Annotated in this window: 16 protein-coding genes; 9 read left to right on the top strand and 7 right to left on the bottom strand. The window is 68.4% G+C overall.

What is annotated here, in order from left to right; genetic code table 11:
• Position 1: 1 nt before the first annotated feature.
• Entirely contained in the window at positions 2 to 760 is a 759-nt protein-coding gene (locus AC1DMS_RS29050) for a GntR family transcriptional regulator (RefSeq protein WP_478080635.1), read from the top strand.
• 7 nt (positions 761 to 767) lie between these two features.
• On the opposite strand, the gene AC1DMS_RS29045 is transcribed toward AC1DMS_RS29050, so the two are convergent.
• Both AC1DMS_RS29045 and uvrA read right to left on the bottom strand, forming a co-directional pair.
• On the bottom strand, positions 768 to 1658 hold the full coding sequence (locus tag AC1DMS_RS29045) for a DMT family transporter (RefSeq protein WP_418146578.1): 891 nt from the start codon (positions 1656 to 1658) through the stop codon (positions 768 to 770).
• 51 nt (positions 1659 to 1709) lie between these two features.
• Positions 1710 to 4853, bottom strand: a complete 3144-nt coding sequence (uvrA, locus tag AC1DMS_RS29040; protein WP_012745541.1) for an excinuclease ABC subunit UvrA — start codon at positions 4851 to 4853, stop codon at positions 1710 to 1712.
• A 162-nt stretch (positions 4854 to 5015) separates the two neighbouring features.
• Between uvrA and ssb the strand changes: the two genes are divergently transcribed.
• Positions 5016 to 5570 carry a single-stranded DNA-binding protein gene (gene ssb / locus AC1DMS_RS29035; protein ID WP_012745542.1) on the top strand — a complete coding sequence of 185 codons (555 nt, stop codon included), beginning with the start codon at positions 5016 to 5018 and terminating at the stop codon, positions 5568 to 5570.
• 58 nt (positions 5571 to 5628) lie between these two features.
• The gene (locus tag AC1DMS_RS29030; RefSeq protein WP_478182055.1) at positions 5629 to 7599 is read left to right on the top strand and encodes a sensor histidine kinase; all 1971 of its coding nucleotides are present in this window, start codon (positions 5629 to 5631) and stop codon (positions 7597 to 7599) included.
• Between the two features lie 12 nt (positions 7600 to 7611).
• Here AC1DMS_RS29030 and AC1DMS_RS29025 read toward each other — a convergent pair whose 3' ends face one another.
• Together AC1DMS_RS29025 and AC1DMS_RS29020 are read right to left on the bottom strand one after the other, a co-directional pair.
• Positions 7612 to 8052 carry a GFA family protein gene (locus tag AC1DMS_RS29025; protein ID WP_478182054.1) on the bottom strand — a complete coding sequence of 147 codons (441 nt, stop codon included), beginning with the start codon at positions 8050 to 8052 and terminating at the stop codon, positions 7612 to 7614.
• An 18-nt stretch (positions 8053 to 8070) separates the two neighbouring features.
• Entirely contained in the window at positions 8071 to 8784 is a 714-nt protein-coding gene (locus AC1DMS_RS29020) for a YebC/PmpR family DNA-binding transcriptional regulator (RefSeq protein ID WP_012745545.1), read from the bottom strand.
• A 355-nt stretch (positions 8785 to 9139) separates the two neighbouring features.
• On the opposite strand from AC1DMS_RS29020, the gene AC1DMS_RS29015 reads away from it, so the two are divergent.
• The 5 genes from AC1DMS_RS29015 to mnmA all read left to right on the top strand — a co-directional run bounded on the left by AC1DMS_RS29015 (position 9140) and on the right by mnmA (position 12706).
• Complete coding sequence (locus AC1DMS_RS29015) at positions 9140 to 9520, top strand: hypothetical protein (RefSeq protein ID WP_018903959.1); 381 nt, start codon at positions 9140 to 9142, stop codon at positions 9518 to 9520.
• 56 nt (positions 9521 to 9576) lie between these two features.
• On the top strand, positions 9577 to 9870 hold the full coding sequence (locus AC1DMS_RS29010) for a hypothetical protein (RefSeq protein ID WP_307592979.1): 294 nt from the start codon (positions 9577 to 9579) through the stop codon (positions 9868 to 9870).
• Between the two features lie 11 nt (positions 9871 to 9881).
• Positions 9882 to 10481, top strand: a complete 600-nt coding sequence (locus AC1DMS_RS29005; RefSeq protein WP_012745548.1) for a DUF6891 domain-containing protein — start codon at positions 9882 to 9884, stop codon at positions 10479 to 10481.
• A gap of 79 nt (positions 10482 to 10560) precedes the next feature.
• Positions 10561 to 11547, top strand: coding sequence for an LLM class flavin-dependent oxidoreductase (locus AC1DMS_RS29000; protein WP_012745549.1), 987 nt, complete (start codon positions 10561 to 10563; stop codon positions 11545 to 11547).
• A gap of 49 nt (positions 11548 to 11596) precedes the next feature.
• Positions 11597 to 12706: a tRNA 2-thiouridine(34) synthase MnmA gene (mnmA, locus tag AC1DMS_RS28995; RefSeq protein ID WP_478182053.1), complete on the top strand. Its 1110-nt coding sequence runs from the start codon at positions 11597 to 11599 to the stop codon at positions 12704 to 12706.
• A gap of 27 nt (positions 12707 to 12733) precedes the next feature.
• Here mnmA and AC1DMS_RS28990 read toward each other — a convergent pair whose 3' ends face one another.
• From AC1DMS_RS28990 to AC1DMS_RS28980, 3 genes are all read right to left on the bottom strand, one after another.
• Positions 12734 to 13213, bottom strand: coding sequence for an NUDIX hydrolase (locus AC1DMS_RS28990; protein WP_012745551.1), 480 nt, complete (start codon positions 13211 to 13213; stop codon positions 12734 to 12736).
• Between the two features lie 22 nt (positions 13214 to 13235).
• Positions 13236 to 13670 carry a DUF4019 domain-containing protein gene (locus AC1DMS_RS28985; protein ID WP_012745552.1) on the bottom strand — a complete coding sequence of 145 codons (435 nt, stop codon included), beginning with the start codon at positions 13668 to 13670 and terminating at the stop codon, positions 13236 to 13238.
• A gap of 85 nt (positions 13671 to 13755) precedes the next feature.
• The gene (locus AC1DMS_RS28980) at positions 13756 to 14469 is read right to left on the bottom strand and encodes a response regulator transcription factor (RefSeq protein ID WP_012745553.1); all 714 of its coding nucleotides are present in this window, start codon (positions 14467 to 14469) and stop codon (positions 13756 to 13758) included.
• 417 nt (positions 14470 to 14886) lie between these two features.
• Here AC1DMS_RS28980 and AC1DMS_RS28975 point away from each other — a divergent pair.
• A partial coding sequence (locus AC1DMS_RS28975) for a Rossmann-fold NAD(P)-binding domain-containing protein (protein WP_478182052.1) occupies positions 14887 to 15272 on the top strand: 386 nt, incomplete at its 3' end.

Genomic DNA, 15272 nt, shown 5'->3' with positions numbered 1-15272 from the left:
AGTGAACAGTAGTCCCAACGACATCTCAACCGTGCTCGACCGCAATTCCGAATCGCCGCTGTGGGCCCAGTTCCGCGACGCCATTCGCTTGCAGATATTGCAGGGCGTGCTGCCCATCGGCGCCAAGCTGCCTTCGGAGGCGGAGCTCGGCGAGCAGTTCGGCATTTCGCGCATCGTGGTGCGCGAGGCCTTGGCCGACCTGGTGCGCAACAACCTCATCTACAAGATCAAGGGCCGCGGCGCTTTTGTATCGGCGCGCGAACGCGACGAGGACTTTGTTTCCACCGTGCTCGGCTTCTCCGACGAGATGGAGCGCAAGGGCCGCTCGGTGCGCACGCAGATACTCGCGCAGGAACTGCGCGCGCCCACCGAGCACGAGGCCGCAGCGCTGGGCCTGGCCGACGACACGCAGGTGGTGGCCCTCAAGCGCCTGCGCAGCGTGGATGGCGAGCTGCGCCTCTTGGTCGAGACGGCGGTGCCGGCGGACCTCGCGCCCGGCCTGCACCGTGCGCGGCTGGAAGACCGCTCGCTCTACGACGTGCTGCGCCGCCAGTACGGCCTGCGCCTGGTGCGCGCCGAACGCTGGATCGACGCGGTGCTGCCCGACGCCGAAACCTGCAGGCTGCTCGACCTGCCGCAGCCCGAGCCGCTGCTGCGCATCGAGTCGATTGCCTACGGTGCCAACGGCCGGCCGCTGGAGCACTACCGCGCGCTGCACCGCTGCAAGACCAGCCGCCTGCACGTGCAGACGACCACCTGATCTTTCTTCAGGCCTTGGCGGTGCTGCGCGAGGGCCAGAGCACCGAGGCAATGGCCACCATCATCAGCGCGACGGCCACCCAGTCCTGCCAGTGCACCACTTCGCCGAGCCACACCGCGCCGCTGAACACGCCCAGCACCGGAATGAACATCACGCTCAGGGTCGAGGCCACCGGCGGCAGGCCGCGCGCCAGGTAGAACCATGCGGCATGCGCAAAGCCGAAGATCAGCACCGCGTTGTAGGCGATCGAGCCCCAGGTCACGGGACCGGGCCAGCGCCATGGGCCGCGCTCGAACAGCAGCGACAGCACCGTCATCACCACGGCCGTCATCGCCGTCATCCAGAACGAGAGCGTGAGCGTCGGCAGCCCGATGCGCGAGTGGCGCAGCAGCTGCGTGCCCAGCGCCCATGTCGCGGCCGCCACCAGTGCGAGCGCCACGTAGCCGGGCCGCCCCGCCAGGTCGGTGAGCTCGTGCCACAGCAAAAGCCACACGCCGACCGCGCAGGCGCCCACGCCCACCCATGAGCGCCGCGTGAGCACGGCCGAGAACAGCAGCGCACCGATCACCGCCGAGAACACCGGCATCGTGTAGCCCAGGATCGCGGCGCGCCCGCCCGAGAGCGCCTTCACCGCCAGGATGATGCAGGCGTGCCAGATGAACATGTTGGTGGCGCCCAGCCAGACCAGCTCGGGCCATGCGCGGCGCGGCACGTGGAACGGCACCTTCATCCATACCAGCGCAAGTCCCAGCACCGGCACGCCGAGCCAGATCGAGATCGCGCGGAAGGCCAGCGGCGGATAGTCCGCCACGCCGAGCTTCATCACGGGCCAGTTGAGGCCCCATGCAAGCGTGAGGAGAACGAGCAGGACGAACTGGCGCGGCGTGAAGGAAGGCATGGGCCGCGATTGTGGCGCGGCCCGCGCATTCGTGCAGGAAACGGGCGCGCGCTACAGCAGCCGCTTGAGGTAGCGCCCCGTGTGGCTCGCCTCGTTGGCCGCGATGTCCTCGGGCGTGCCTTCGCCCACCACCGTGCCGCCGCCGGCACCGCCCTCGGGGCCCATGTCGATCAGCCAGTCGGCCGTCTTGATGACGTCCAGGTTGTGCTCGATCACGACGATGGTGTTGCCCGCGTCGCGCAGCTGGTGCAGCACCTTGAGCAGCAGCTCGATGTCGGCAAAGTGCAGGCCGGTGGTCGGCTCGTCGAGGATGTAGAGCGTGCGGCCGGTGTCGCGCTTGCTGAGCTCCAGCGCCAGCTTCACGCGCTGCGCCTCGCCGCCCGAGAGCGTGGTGGCCGACTGGCCGAGCTTGATGTAGCTGAGGCCCACGTCCAGCAGCGTGCGCAGCTTGCGCTCGATGGTCGGCACGGCCTTCAGGAATTCGTGCGCGGTCTCCACCGTCATCTCGAGGATCTGCGCGATGTTCTTGCCCTTGTAGAGCACCTCGAGCGTCTCGCGGTTGTAGCGCTGGCCGTGGCACACCTCGCAGGGCACGTACACGTCGGGCAAAAAGTGCATCTCGACCTTCACCACGCCGTCGCCCTGGCAGGCCTCGCAGCGCCCGCCCGCCACGTTGAAGCTGAAGCGGCCCGGGCCGTAGCCGCGTTCGCGCGCTGTGTTGGTCTCGGCCATCAGCTCGCGGATCGGCGTGAAGAGGCCCGTGTAGGTGGCCGGGTTGCTGCGCGGCGTGCGGCCGATGGGACTCTGGTCGACGTTGATGACCTTGTCGAAGTACTCGATGCCCTCGACCGACTCGTGCGCGGCCGGCTCTTCGTGCGCGCGGTAGAGCGTGCGCGCCACGGCGGTGTAGAGCGTGTCGTTCACCAGCGTCGACTTGCCCGAGCCCGAGACGCCCGTCACGCAGGTCAGCAGGCCGACCGGGAAGGCCACGCTCACGTTCTTCAGGTTGTTGCCGGTGGCACCCACCACGCGGATTTCCTGCAGGTCGGTCTGCGAGGCCAGGTGCGCCGCTTCGCGTGCAGCGCGCCGCTCGGCCGCGGGGCTCGGCGGAAAGCGCGAGGCCTTCTTGCCTTCGTTGAAGGCCGGCTTCTTCACGACCGGCAGCCAGGCGGTGCGGCGCTTGGGCACTTCGATCTTCTTTGTGCCGGAAAGGTATTGGCCGGTCAGCGAATCGGGGTTGGCCGCCACCTGGGCGTAGCTGCCCTGCGCCATCACGCGCCCCCCGTGGATGCCCGCGCCCGGGCCCATGTCGATCACGTGGTCGGCGGCGTGGATCATGTCCTCGTCGTGCTCGACCACGATCACGCTGTTGCCGATGTCGCGCAGATGCTTGAGCGTGCCGATCAGCCGGTCGTTGTCGCGCTGGTGCAGGCCGATGCTGGGCTCGTCGAGCACGTACATCACGCCCGTCAGGCCCGAGCCGATCTGCGAGGCCAGCCGGATGCGCTGCGCCTCGCCGCCCGAGAGCGTCTCGGCGCTGCGGTCCAGGCTCAGGTAGTTCAGGCCCACGTCGTTCAGGAACTTGAGGCGCAGGCCGATCTCGCGCACCACCTTGTCGGCGATGTCGGCCTTGGCGCCGCGCAGCTTGAGCGTCTGGAACCAGGCGAGGGAATCGCGCAGCGTGAGATGGCTGAGCTCGAAGATCGCCATGCGCGGCGGCTCGCCGCCGTCCGCGGGCCGGGCCGATTCATCGACCAGGAACACGTTGCGCGCTTCAGGCCGCAGCCGCGAGCCGCCGCAGTCGGGACACGGCTGCAGGTTGCGAAAGCGCGCGAGGTCTTCGCGCACCATCACCGAATCGGTCTCGCGGTAGCGCCGCGCCATGTTCGGGATGATCCCCTCGAAGGGGTGCTTCTTCGTGAGCTTCTTGCCCGCGAAGTTGCCCGACTCCATGGTGTAGTTGAACTTGATCTCCTCGGCCGCCGAGCCGTGCAGCAGCACCTGCTGCACCGAGGCGGGCAGCGATTCGAAGGGCGCGTCGACGTCGAACTTGTAGTGCTTGGCGACGCTCTCGATCATGCTGAAGTAGTAGCCGTTGCGGCGGTCCCAGCCCTTGATGGCGCCGCTCGCGAGCGAGAGCGAGGGGAAGGCGACCACGCGCGCCGGGTCGAACACCTCGCGGTGGCCGAGGCCGTCGCAGCTCGGGCAGGCGCCCACGGGCGAGTTGAACGAAAAGAGGCGCGGCTCCAGCTCCGACAGCGAGTAGTGGCAGATCGGGCAGGCGAACTTGGCGTTGAACAGGTGCTCCTTGTCGGGTGCGCCCGCAGTGCCATCGGCGCTGCCTTCCGGCCTTGCACCCAGTTCCAGCGCGATGGCGCGGCCTTCGGCCAGCCGCAGCGCCGCCTCGAAGCTCTCGGCCAGGCGCTGCTGCATGTCGGGGCGCGCACGCAGGCGGTCGATCACCACGTCGATGTCGTGCTTCTCGGTCTTCTTGAGCTTGGGCAGGTCGTTGTATTCGTAGGTCTGGCCGTCGACACGGAAACGCACGTAGCCCGCGGCCTGCATCTCGGCGAAGAGCTCGAGGAACTCGCCTTTCTTCTCGCGCGCCACGGGCGCGAGGATCATGAGCCGCGGTTCGTCGGGAATGGCCAGCGTGGCATCGACCATCTGCGATACGGTCTGCGCCTGCAGCGGCAGGTGGTGGTCGGGGCAGTAGGGCGTGCCGGCGCGGGCGTACAAGAGGCGCAGGTAGTCGTGGATCTCGGTCACCGTGCCCACGGTGGAGCGCGGGTTGTGGCTGGTCGCCTTCTGCTCGATGCTGATGGCGGGCGAAAGGCCCTCGATCACGTCGACGTCGGGCTTGTCCATGAGCTGCAGGAACTGCCGCGCATAGGCCGAGAGGCTTTCCACGTAGCGCCGCTGGCCTTCGGCATACAGCGTGTCGAAGGCCAGGCTCGATTTGCCCGAGCCCGACAGGCCGGTGATCACCACCAGCTTGTTGCGCGGAATGTCGAGGTCGACATTCTTCAGGTTGTGGGTGCGCGCACCGCGGATGCTGATGCGCTGCTGCGCGAGCACCGCGCCGAGGTAGGTGTCGCGTTCGAGTTCCGCGTCGCGTGCGCGCTGCGCGCCGTCGTCGGCGTATTCAATGGCTTTGGAATTCAAGGGGGCGATCGTCCGAGGGCAACCGGACATGATAGTCCGAGCGGCATTTCATGGCGAGCGGGCGGGTTGCGGCGGTTTCAAGCAGGCGGTGCTTCGGCGGGGCCCCGCGGGGGCGCCCGGGGCGCCGGCATCGGGCACAATCTAGGGTTCTTTTCTTCCTTCTCCTTCATCCACTTATCAGGGGCAGTGCATATGGCATCGGTCAACAAAGTCATCGTCGTCGGCAATCTGGGGCGCGACCCCGAAATGCGTACCTTCCCGAGCGGCGACCAGGTCGCGAACGTCACCGTGGCCACCACCGATCGCTGGAAAGACAAGCAAAGCGGCGAAATGCGCGAAGCCACCGAGTGGCACCGCATCGTCTTCAACGGCCGCCTGGCCGAAATCGCCGGCCAGTACCTGCGCAAGGGCTCGCAGGTGTACGTCGAAGGCAGCCTGCGCACGCGCAAGTGGACCGACAAGGACGGCATCGAGAAATACACCACTGAAATCCGCGCCGACCAGATGCAGATGCTGGGCAGCCGCCAGGGCCAGGGCGGCCCCTCGGGCGGTCCCGAGGACGACGGCGGCTATTCGCAGGGCGGCGGTGGCGGCGGCTACTCGCAAGGCGCCGGCGGTGGCGGTGGCGGCGGCTATGCCCCCCGCGCACCGGCCGCGGCACCGCGCGCTCCGGCACCGGCACCGCGCCAGGCTCCGGCCAAGTCGTCGTCGGGCTTCGACGACATGGACGACGACATTCCGTTCTGAGCTGAATCGCACTGTTTCCTGAGCCGGACCGGGCAGGCCGCACGCGGATGAGCCTCGCATGAGCCTCGGATCTGCGCGCCGGCTGCTCGAACATTTCTCCAGATACCGCTTTGCCTCTTTCTGGGCGAACGTGGTGCTCGCCGCGTCCGTGGCGCTGCTGGTGGCCATGGCCGCCTTTTTCGGCACCAGCGCTGCGCAGCACAACGCGGCGCTGCACCTGACGCAGGCCGACTGGCAGGTGCAGGACGCACCCGGCTTCCGTGCACTGCCGCTTGCCGTGGACAGCAAGGCCCTGCCTTCCGCCTGGCAGCCGGTCGAGCTGCCGCTGGCGCTGCCCATTGCGCTGCTGCGCCAGGCCGACGGCAGTGCATCGGCGGGTGCGACCCGCATCACCTGGCTGCGGATCTCCACGCGCGGCCTGCCCGCGCAGGCGCCGCTCGCGCTCTACGGCGCGCGCATCAAGACCGACGGCACCATCGCGGTGTACGCCAACGGGCGGCAGGTCCACCGCGCGCAGGTGCAGGGCCCGCTGTGGAACAGCACCCGCACGCCGCTGTGGGTGCTGCTGGGCAAGACGACCGACGGCGCGCCGCTGGACGAGATCCTGGTGCGGATGGAGCACACACGCGGCGCGCAGGTGGCGGTTTCGTCGCTGTGGCTCGGGCCCGCCGAAGCGCTGGAGCCGCGCTACCGCATGCGGCAGTGGCTGCAGCAGGAGCTGCCGGCCATGCTCAGCACGGCCTTCATGGCGGTGGGCGTGTTCGCGCTGTTCGTGTGGTTCAGGCGCAGCCACGAAACCGGCTACCTGCTCTTCTTCAACCTGGCGACCACCTCCTTCCTGCGCAGCCTGCATTTCTATGTCGGCGTTCCGGTCGCCAACGACTGGTTCGCCTGGCTCACGGTCAACTCGCTGTTCTGGCTGGTGGCGGTGGTGCACTTCGCGCTGCGCCAGCTGCACGGCCGACCGCTGCGGTGGTTCACCGGCGCGGTGGTGGCGTGGACGGTGCTGACCGGCGTGCTGACGCTGCCGGGCCTGGCGATCCTGAGGAACACGCCGCAGGTCACGCCGCTGATCTACCTGGGCGCGGCGCTGATGGGGGTCGCCGTTGCGCTGGTGGGCGGCATCAGCGCCTGGCGCCGCTCCGGCGAGGGGCGGCTGGTGGCCGTGGGCATCGGCGTGTGCGTGCTGCTGGGGGTGTCCGACTGGCTGCTGCAGAACAATTTCGTGAGCCCCGAAGGCTGGTACCTGGGCGCCTACACCAACGCCGTCACCTTCAGCGTGTTCGGGGTGCTGCTGTACCGGCGCTACGTCAATGCCATTGCCGAAGTCGAGCGCGTCAACGCCAGCCTGGCCCAGCGCCTTGCGGCCCGCGAAGCCGAGCTCGAGCTCAGCCACCGGCGGCTGCGCGAGGTCGAGAGGAAGCAGACCATCAGCGACGAGCGCCAGCGCCTCATGCAGGACATGCACGACGGCCTGGGCTCCTCGCTGATCAGCGCCATCCGCTCGGTGGAGGGCGGCAGCATGAGCGACGACAAGGTCTCGCAGGTGCTCAAGAGCTGCCTGGACGACCTCAAGCTCACCATCGATTCGATGGAGCCGCTCGAGGACGACCTGCTGCTGCTGCTGGCCACGCTGCGCTACCGGCTCGGCCCGCGGCTCGAGAGCTCGGGCGTGGCGCTGCAATGGCAGGTGCAGGAGCTGCCGGCGCTGGACTGGCTCGACCCGACCAGCGCGCTGCACATCCTGCGCATCGTGCAGGAGAGCATCGCCAACGTGCTGCGCCATACGCGCGCCACCGAGATCCGGGTGGCCACCGAGCGCCAGGCATCGGGCGTGCGGGTGAGCATCGAGGACAACGGCCAGGGCTTCGACGTCGAGAAGGCCTTGGCCGGTGCCGGCGGGCGCGGCATGCAGAACCAGCAGCGCCGGGCGCAGGCCGTCGGGGGCGAGGTGTCGTGGCGCTCGGGGCCCGGAGGCACGCTGTTCACGCTCTGGCTGCCGCTCCAGCGCGGCGGGCGGTCGGCGTAGCAGGCCGGAGGCTCAGCCGGCGTCGGCGTGGCCCGCGTATTGGGGCAGGTCGTCGGTGATCGTGAACCAGGGCGCCTTCGAGCCCACGAAGATGTGCGCACGCGGGCGGATCGAAGGGGCGTCCACCAGCGTGCCCAGCGTCACATGCACGAACAGGCCATCGCGCACCACCGAGTAGAGCAGCGAGCCGCAATGGCGGCAGTGCACGTCGCCCGCGTCTTCTTTGCCGAAGACCAGGAGTTCGTCCTGGCCCTGTGCAATGGCCAGCTTGTGCCGCTCGATGCCGGCGAAGGGCTTGAAGGCCGAGCCGGTCGCGCGCCGGCAGTCGGCGCAGTGGCAGTTCAGCGCGTAGGCGAAGGCGTCGGCCACCGTGTAGCGCACCGCGCCGCAAAGGCAGCGGCCGGCCAGCGTGCGGGTGGCCGCGTTCTCGGGGCTGCTCACCGGACTGTCCATCGACCGAAAGGCGGCGGTTCAGCCCGCCAGGCCCACGAACACGTTCTGCACGTCGTCGTTGGCATCGATGGCGGCCAGGAACACTTCGACCTCCTCGAGGTGCTCCGCGCTGAGGCTGGCCGGATCGACCGGGTTCTTTGGCTTGTAGCCCAGCTTGGCCGACAGCACGGTGAAGCCCTGGGCCGGCAGCGCGCGGCTCACCAGGTCGAGGTCGGTCGGGTCGGTCAGGAACACCGTGGCCCCGCCTTCGCCGGCCGCCTCGAAGTCCTGCGCGCCCGCTTCGATGGCGGCCACTTCGGCATCGGCATCGGCACGCGAAGGCTCGGCCTCGATCATGCCCACGTGGTCGAAGTCCCACGACACCGAGCCCGAGGTGCCGAGCTGGCCCTTGCGGAACAGCACGCGCATTTCAGGCGCGGTGCGGTTCACGTTGTCGGTCAGGCACTCGACCATCACGGGCACCTGGTGCGGCGCAAAGCCTTCGTAGATCACATGCTCGAAGTGCACCGCCTCGCCGCTGAGCCCCGCGCCCTTCTTGATGGCGCGGTCCAGCGTGTCCTTGGGCATCGAGACCTTGCGGGCCTGCTCCACCACCAGCCGCAGGCGCGCATTGGAGGCCGGATCGGCGCCGCTGCGCGCGGCCACCATGATTTCCTTGGCCAGTTTTCCGAACAGGCGGCCCTTGGCATTGGCCGCCAGGTCCTTGTGCTTTGCTTTCCACTGTGCGCCCATGGCTGATGTTCCTTGTGTTGTGTGTGTGGCTGGATGGGCCGTTTGGGGCAACTACTTTAGCCGCAGCGCCTGGGGACGGTCGCTTTTTCCAATCTGCGAAGGCCGGCGTCGCCATGGCCCCGGTTTCTCGCTTGGGCGGTGCGATTGTTTCCTTTCCGTGAACGCCGTGGTTCTTTTTGCTAAGGGTTTTTACGTAGAAGACGGCGCACAATTCATCTCACAGACCGGCCCCCAAGCCGATCTGGGTGAACAGGGCCCCGAGCGAGGTGGCCGCCCCCCGATGGGACGGTGACCCACCCAAGACCGGTTCGAAATCATCCAAAGTCAAAACTGAACTGAATTGAAGGAAATCAAAATGACCGCCTCGAAGATCCTCTCCGCCGTTGCTGTTGCCCTCATGGCCGTCGCCGGTGCCGCCCACGCCGAAACCTACGAAGGCGTGCATCAGCTGACCTCGGCCGCCAGCCGCGCCGACGTCGCCGGCCAGGCCGTGGTTGCCGCGCACAGCGCCAACCCCTACGCCACCGGCGCCAATGCAGGCCCGGCCCAGGTGCTCGTTTCGTCGAACAGCCGCGATGCGGTCCGTGCAGAAGCCGCCGTCGCGGCCCGCAGCGCCGATCCGTACGCCGAAGGCGCCTCGTCGGGCGTGGCCCCGATCGTCGCCAGCACGGTGGACCGCGCCACGGTGCGCGCCGCAGCCCGCGCTGCTGCCCGCGGCGACGCTCTGCCGCTGTAAAACGGCCCCGGCGCTCGGCGAGCGCCAATCCTCCAAAAAGCCGGCCATGCGAAAGCATGGGCCGGCTTTTTGCCGTGCTCGCCGCTCCGGATGCGAGGCCCGCGGCCCGGGCGTGGCTGATTTGCCACGCAGGCAAATGCTTTCGCCTTACAAAATGGCCGCCGCCTCCACGGGCGGACATCGAGCTTTGGCCGCAGCCCGGTACGATGGTGCCCGCCGCGGCGGGGCTGGCCGGCGCGGTTTTGGTGGCCTCCCATCCGCAAGATACCCACAACGTGAGCTGCACCCTGGTTCTGAAAGACGACGCCGGCCGCTTCGAAGCCGATGCCTTCGCGTGCCTGGCAGGTTGAACCGAGCACGCATGGCCCTCACGCTCGACCCCGAAGACACGCGCGAACGCATTCACGGCCTGGCGTGGTGCGGCTTCCATCCCGACGGCGACATCGAATGGATGATCACCGACGAGTACCTCGACCCCGACGAGCTCACGGCCGAAGACCGCGCCTGGGTCAAGGCCGAGGCCGCGCGCGCCTGCGCCGCCAAGCGCGCCGCCGAGGCTTCGTGGCCCGCCCAGACCGAATACGACCGGCTCGAAGCGGTGTTCGCCCAGCTGCGCAGCGAGAAGATCATTGCGCTGCACCGCGCCGGCAACTCGCTGGCCGATGGCCATGACGACGTGCGCGAGCAGTGGCGTGCCGCGGGCCGGCTTGCCTCGGGCATTCGCGGCTGCTGCTTCTATCACGCGCAGGACCTCGACACCGCCGTGCGCACCGGCCGCCTCTACCTCGCATTCAGCGGCGGCATGATTCCAGAGATCGACCAGCGCGAGGCCAACACCGTCGCGGTCGGCCGGCGCATCGTCGAGCTGCTGCGCGCGGCCGGCTTCGGCGCGCAGTGGAGCGGCAACATCAACGAGCGCATCGAGGCCGACCTGGGCCAGTGGCGCAAGCGAAGCCCGTAGCCGGGCTACGGCCAGCCCTAGCAGAGCGGGCAATGGCTTGCACGAGCAGGGATCGCCGGATCGCGCCATCATCCGGCCCATGATTCCGTTCTCGATCCTCGACCTCTCTCCCATCACCGAAGGCAGCGACGCCGCGCAGTCGTTCCGCAACTCGCTTTCGCTCGCGCAGCACGGGGAGAAGCTGGGCTACCGGCGCTACTGGCTGGCCGAGCACCACGGCATGCCGGGCATCGCGAGCGCGGCCACCGCGGTGCTGCTCGCCTACGTGGGCGCCGGCACCTCGACGATCCGCATCGGCGCCGGCGGCGTGATGCTGCCCAACCATTCGCCGCTGGTGATCGCCGAGCAGTTCGGCACGCTGGAGTCGCTGTATCCGGGGCGCATCGACCTGGGCCTGGGCCGCGCGCCCGGCTCCGACCAGCGCACGGCGCGCGCGCTGCGCCGCAACCTCGAATCCGACGCCGACCAGTTCCCGCAGGACGTGGTCGAGCTCATGGACTTCATGTCCAAGGCGCCGCAGCAGCCCGTGCGCGCGGTGCCCGGCGCGGGGCTCGAAGTGCCGGTGTGGATCCTCGGGTCGAGCACCTTCGGCGCCCAGCTGGCCGCGCACCTGGGCTTGCCCTACGCCTTTGCCTCGCATTTCGCGCCGCAGCAGCTGATGCAGGCGATCCAGATCTACCGCGAGACCTTCAAGCCGTCGGCGCAGCTGCAGAAGCCTCATGTGATGCTGGGCTTCAACGTGTTCGTGGCCGACACCGACGAAGAGGCAGAATTTCGCGCCACCTCGTGGCAGCAGGCCTTCGTGAACCTGCGCAGCGGCCGGCCGGGGCGCCTGCCGCCGCCGGTCGAGGGCTACCGGCAGAAGGTCGGCCCGGCGGAGAACGCGCTGCTCGATTCGGTGCTGTCGTGCTCGGCCGTGGGCTCGCCCGCCCGCGTGCGCGAAGGCGTGCAGGCCTTCATCGAGCGCACGGGCGCCGACGAGCTGATGATCACCTCGCAGGTGTTCGACCACGCGGCGCGGCTGCGCTCCTACGAGCTCTTGGCCGGCTTGCGCGGCCAAGCCTGATTCCCCCACGCCGGCCGCCCGGGCGCCGGGCTGGGACAATGGCGGGCTTATGGCAAAGCAACGGATCGTGGTGGGACTGAGCGGCGGGGTCGATTCCGCGGTCACGGCGCACCTGCTCAAGCAGCAGGGGCACGAGGTGGTCGGCATCTTCATGAAGAACTGGGAAGACGACGACGACAGCGAATACTGCTCGTCGAACATCGACTTCGTGGACGCCGCCAGCGTGGCCGACGTGCTGGGCATCGAGATCGAGCACGTCAACTTCGCGGCCGACTACAAGGACCGCGTGTTCGCCGAGTTCCTGCGCGAATACAAGGCCGGCCGCACGCCCAACCCCGACGTGCTGTGCAACGCCGAGATCAAGTTCAAGGCCTTCCTCGACCACGCGATGCGCCTGGGGGCCGAGAAGATCGCCACCGGCCACTACGCGCGCGTGCGGCTGAACGAAGCCACGGGCAGGCACGAACTGCTCAAGGGGCTCGATCCCTCCAAGGACCAGAGCTATTTCCTGCATCGGCTGAACCAGGCGCAACTGTCGAAGACGCTGTTTCCCGTGGGCGAGCTGCACAAGACCGAGGTGCGCCGCATCGCGGAAGAGATCGGCCTGCCCAACGCGAAGAAGAAGGATTCGACCGGCATCTGCTTCATCGGCGAGCGGCCGTTCCGCGAGTTCCTCAACCGCTACATCTCGAAGGAGCCGGGCCCGATCAAGGACGACCGCGGCCGCAAGCTCGGCGAGCACCAGGGCCTGAGCTTCTACACGCTGGGCCAGCGGCAGGGGCTGGGCATCGGCGGCGTCAAGGAGAAGGGCGCGCAGCGCGGCTCGGGCGACCACTCGCCATGGTTCGTGGCGCGCAAGGACGTCGAGAAGAACACGCTCTGGGTGGTGCAGGGCCATGACCATCCCTGGCTGCTGTCCTCGGCACTCGCGGCCGGCGACGCGAGCTGGGTCTCGGGCGAGGCGCCCGCGCCGGGCCGCTACGGGTCGAAGGCGCGCTACCGCCAGGCCGATGCGGCGTGCGAACTGGAAGAAGGCGGCGGCGACCCCGCGGCCAGCTTCGGCCTGCGCTTCGGCGAGCCGCAATGGGCCGTCACGCCGGGGCAGTCGGCGGTGCTCTACGACGGCGAGCGCTGCCTGGGCGGCGGGGTCATCGTCTGACCGCCTGAGGCCGGCGCGCGGCCGCCGTCAGCGCACCGATTCGTGGACGTGGATCAGGTCGAGCGGATAGCGCTTGCCGGCCAGGTGGTCCTCGACGCACTGCAGCAGCAGCGGGCTGCGGTGCCGCGGCACGCAGGCGCGGATCTCGTCGGCGCTCATCCAGACCGTGCGCACGATGCCTTCGTCGAGCGCTCGGCCCGCTTCCTGCGCGCCGAGCGTGCCGGCAAAGGCAAAGCGCAGGTAGGTCACGTCCTCCTTGCTGCCCGTGCGGTGGCTCGAGCGCGCCATGTAGATGCCGACCAGCGCGGTGGGCGTGAAGGCGTGGGCGGTTTCCTCGAGCGTTTCGCGGGCGCAGCCTTCGATCGGCGATTCGCCCGGGTCGAGGTGCCCCGCCGGAGTGTTGAGCCTGAGCCCCTGGGCGGTGTGCTCCTCGACCAGCAGGAAGCGGCCGTCCTGTTCGATCACGGCGGCCACGGTGACGTTGGGTTTCCAGCGCGGGGTCGTCATTGTCTTGGGCCCTTTTGACTACTCAATGCAGCGCGTAGCCGCTGAAGCGCCAGATGCGGTCGCTGTCGAGGTGAAAGCTCACGAGTTCGCGCAGTGTGCCATCCGGCTTGTTGCTGAAGCGGGTCTCGTACTCGATGCTGACATATTGTCCGGCCGCCTCGGCATCAGGATCGGCCACGGCCCGGCGCTTGACCGCCACCCAGGTGCGCTGCAGCGGCGCGCCCAGCGCGGAACGGCTGCCGGAAACCTTGGCGGCGAAGTCGGTGCGCGCGATGCGCTTGCGGGTGGCGGCCGTGGCGCCGTCCCAGAGCTCGCCGGTCCTGCCCTGGTCGATCATCCGGATGGCCTGCATGCCGCCCTGCACCAGGTCGCTGGCTTCCACATCCTGCGCGGCGGCCGTACCGAAGACGCCCCAGCACAGTACGGCGGCCAGCAGCAGCCTCGCGAGAACTTTCATCGGCTTCATTCCTTTGGGGCGGCCCACGGCAGGGGCCCGAAGCCGTTTGGAGCCCGTATCGGAGCGGAGATTCCCGGGCGGGGCCTCAGCGCGCGAGGCTGTCGGGATGCGTGCTGGCGTCGACCACTTCGAGCCGGTAGCCCAGCCCATAGATGGCCAGCAGCAGGAAGCCGCTCGCGGGCCCGAGGCCCAGCTTGGTCCGCAGGCGGGAGATGTGGGTGTCCAGCGACCGCGACAGCGCTGCCGTGCCAACGCCCCACACCGCCTCGTGCAGGTGCTCGCGCGACAGCAGCCGGCCGAGGTTCTGGAACAGGAACAGCGCGAGCGCGTATTCGCGGTTCTTCAGCTCGACGGGCGTGCCATTCACCTTGAGGACGCGCGCGGGCGGATAGAAGTGATAAGGGCCGAACACCAGCTCGGTCTCGTGCTGCGCGGGATAGGACCGGCGCAGCAGCGCATTGACCCGGGCCTCGAGCTCGGTGGCGCGCACCGGCGCGACCATGAAATCGTCGGCGCCCGCATTGAGCCCTTCGACCACGGCGGTCTCGTCGCGCGTGGTGGTCACGAAAAGAATGGGCGCGCGGCTTCGCAGCTCGTTGCGCGCGGTCTTCACGAGCTCGAGGCCGCGCATGTCCGGCGGGTTCCATTCGAGGATCAGAAGATCGAAGGTTTGCCGGCGCAGCGCCTGGAGCAAGGGACGCCCTTCGGTGTACGAGTGACATTCGTGGCCGAGCCCCGACATCGCCTCGGCGATCAGCCGAAGCTGATCGGGCTCGTGATCAAGTACTGCAATACGCATTCCATCCCCTTCTTCCTGCCAAATTTGCCTCTGCGGGCTTTCGAGTGAAAGAAGTGTATCTATCTGCGTCTCCGGAAAAAAGGCTTCGCGTAACTAATGCACGAAATGAAGGTATCTTTCTTGGAGTTGATAGCAATTGCAAACAAATGCGCGCTAATTGACGACAAGCGTTGCCGGACGCCGCTGCTTGGCGGCCGGGCACGCCGAAGCATGGGAGCCCGATACGGGGGAAACAACCGATGCACGGGCCTGCCGGTCCCGATGCCGCCGGCTTCGCTACCATTTATATAGCTACACATGCAATGACTACGGTCATCAAGCGGCGAACAGGCGGTGGATTTTGGCGACAGCGCAGCCGTAATCTTGCTGTAAGCTCTGGCCGCGTTCCCGTATTGCCCTTGCCCTGAGGAGATCTCTATGCTGATAGGCGTGCCTGCCGAGACGATGGCCGGCGAAACCCGTGTGGCCGTAACGCCCGAGACGGTGAAGAAACTGGCCGCCTCCGGGCACACCGTGCGCGTGCAGTCCGGGGCTGGCATTGCCGCCAGCGTCACCGATGCCGCCTACGAGGCCGCCGGTGCCGAGATCGTCAACATGAACGCCGCCTTCGCGGCCGACATGGTGCTCAAGGTGCGCACCCCCAGCGATGCCGAGACCGCGCTCATGAAGCCCGGCACCGTGGTCATCGGCATGCTCAACCCCTTCGATGCGGCCGGCCTGCAGCGCCTGGCCACGGCCGGCCTCACGGCCTTCGCGCTCGAAGCCGCGCCGCGCACCACCCGCGCCCAGAGCATGGACGTGCT

Source organism: Variovorax sp. 05T418 (genome assembly GCF_056396385.1).
The sequence above is the reverse complement of the archived record's forward strand: the minus strand, read 5'-3'. Positions and strand labels throughout refer to the sequence as shown.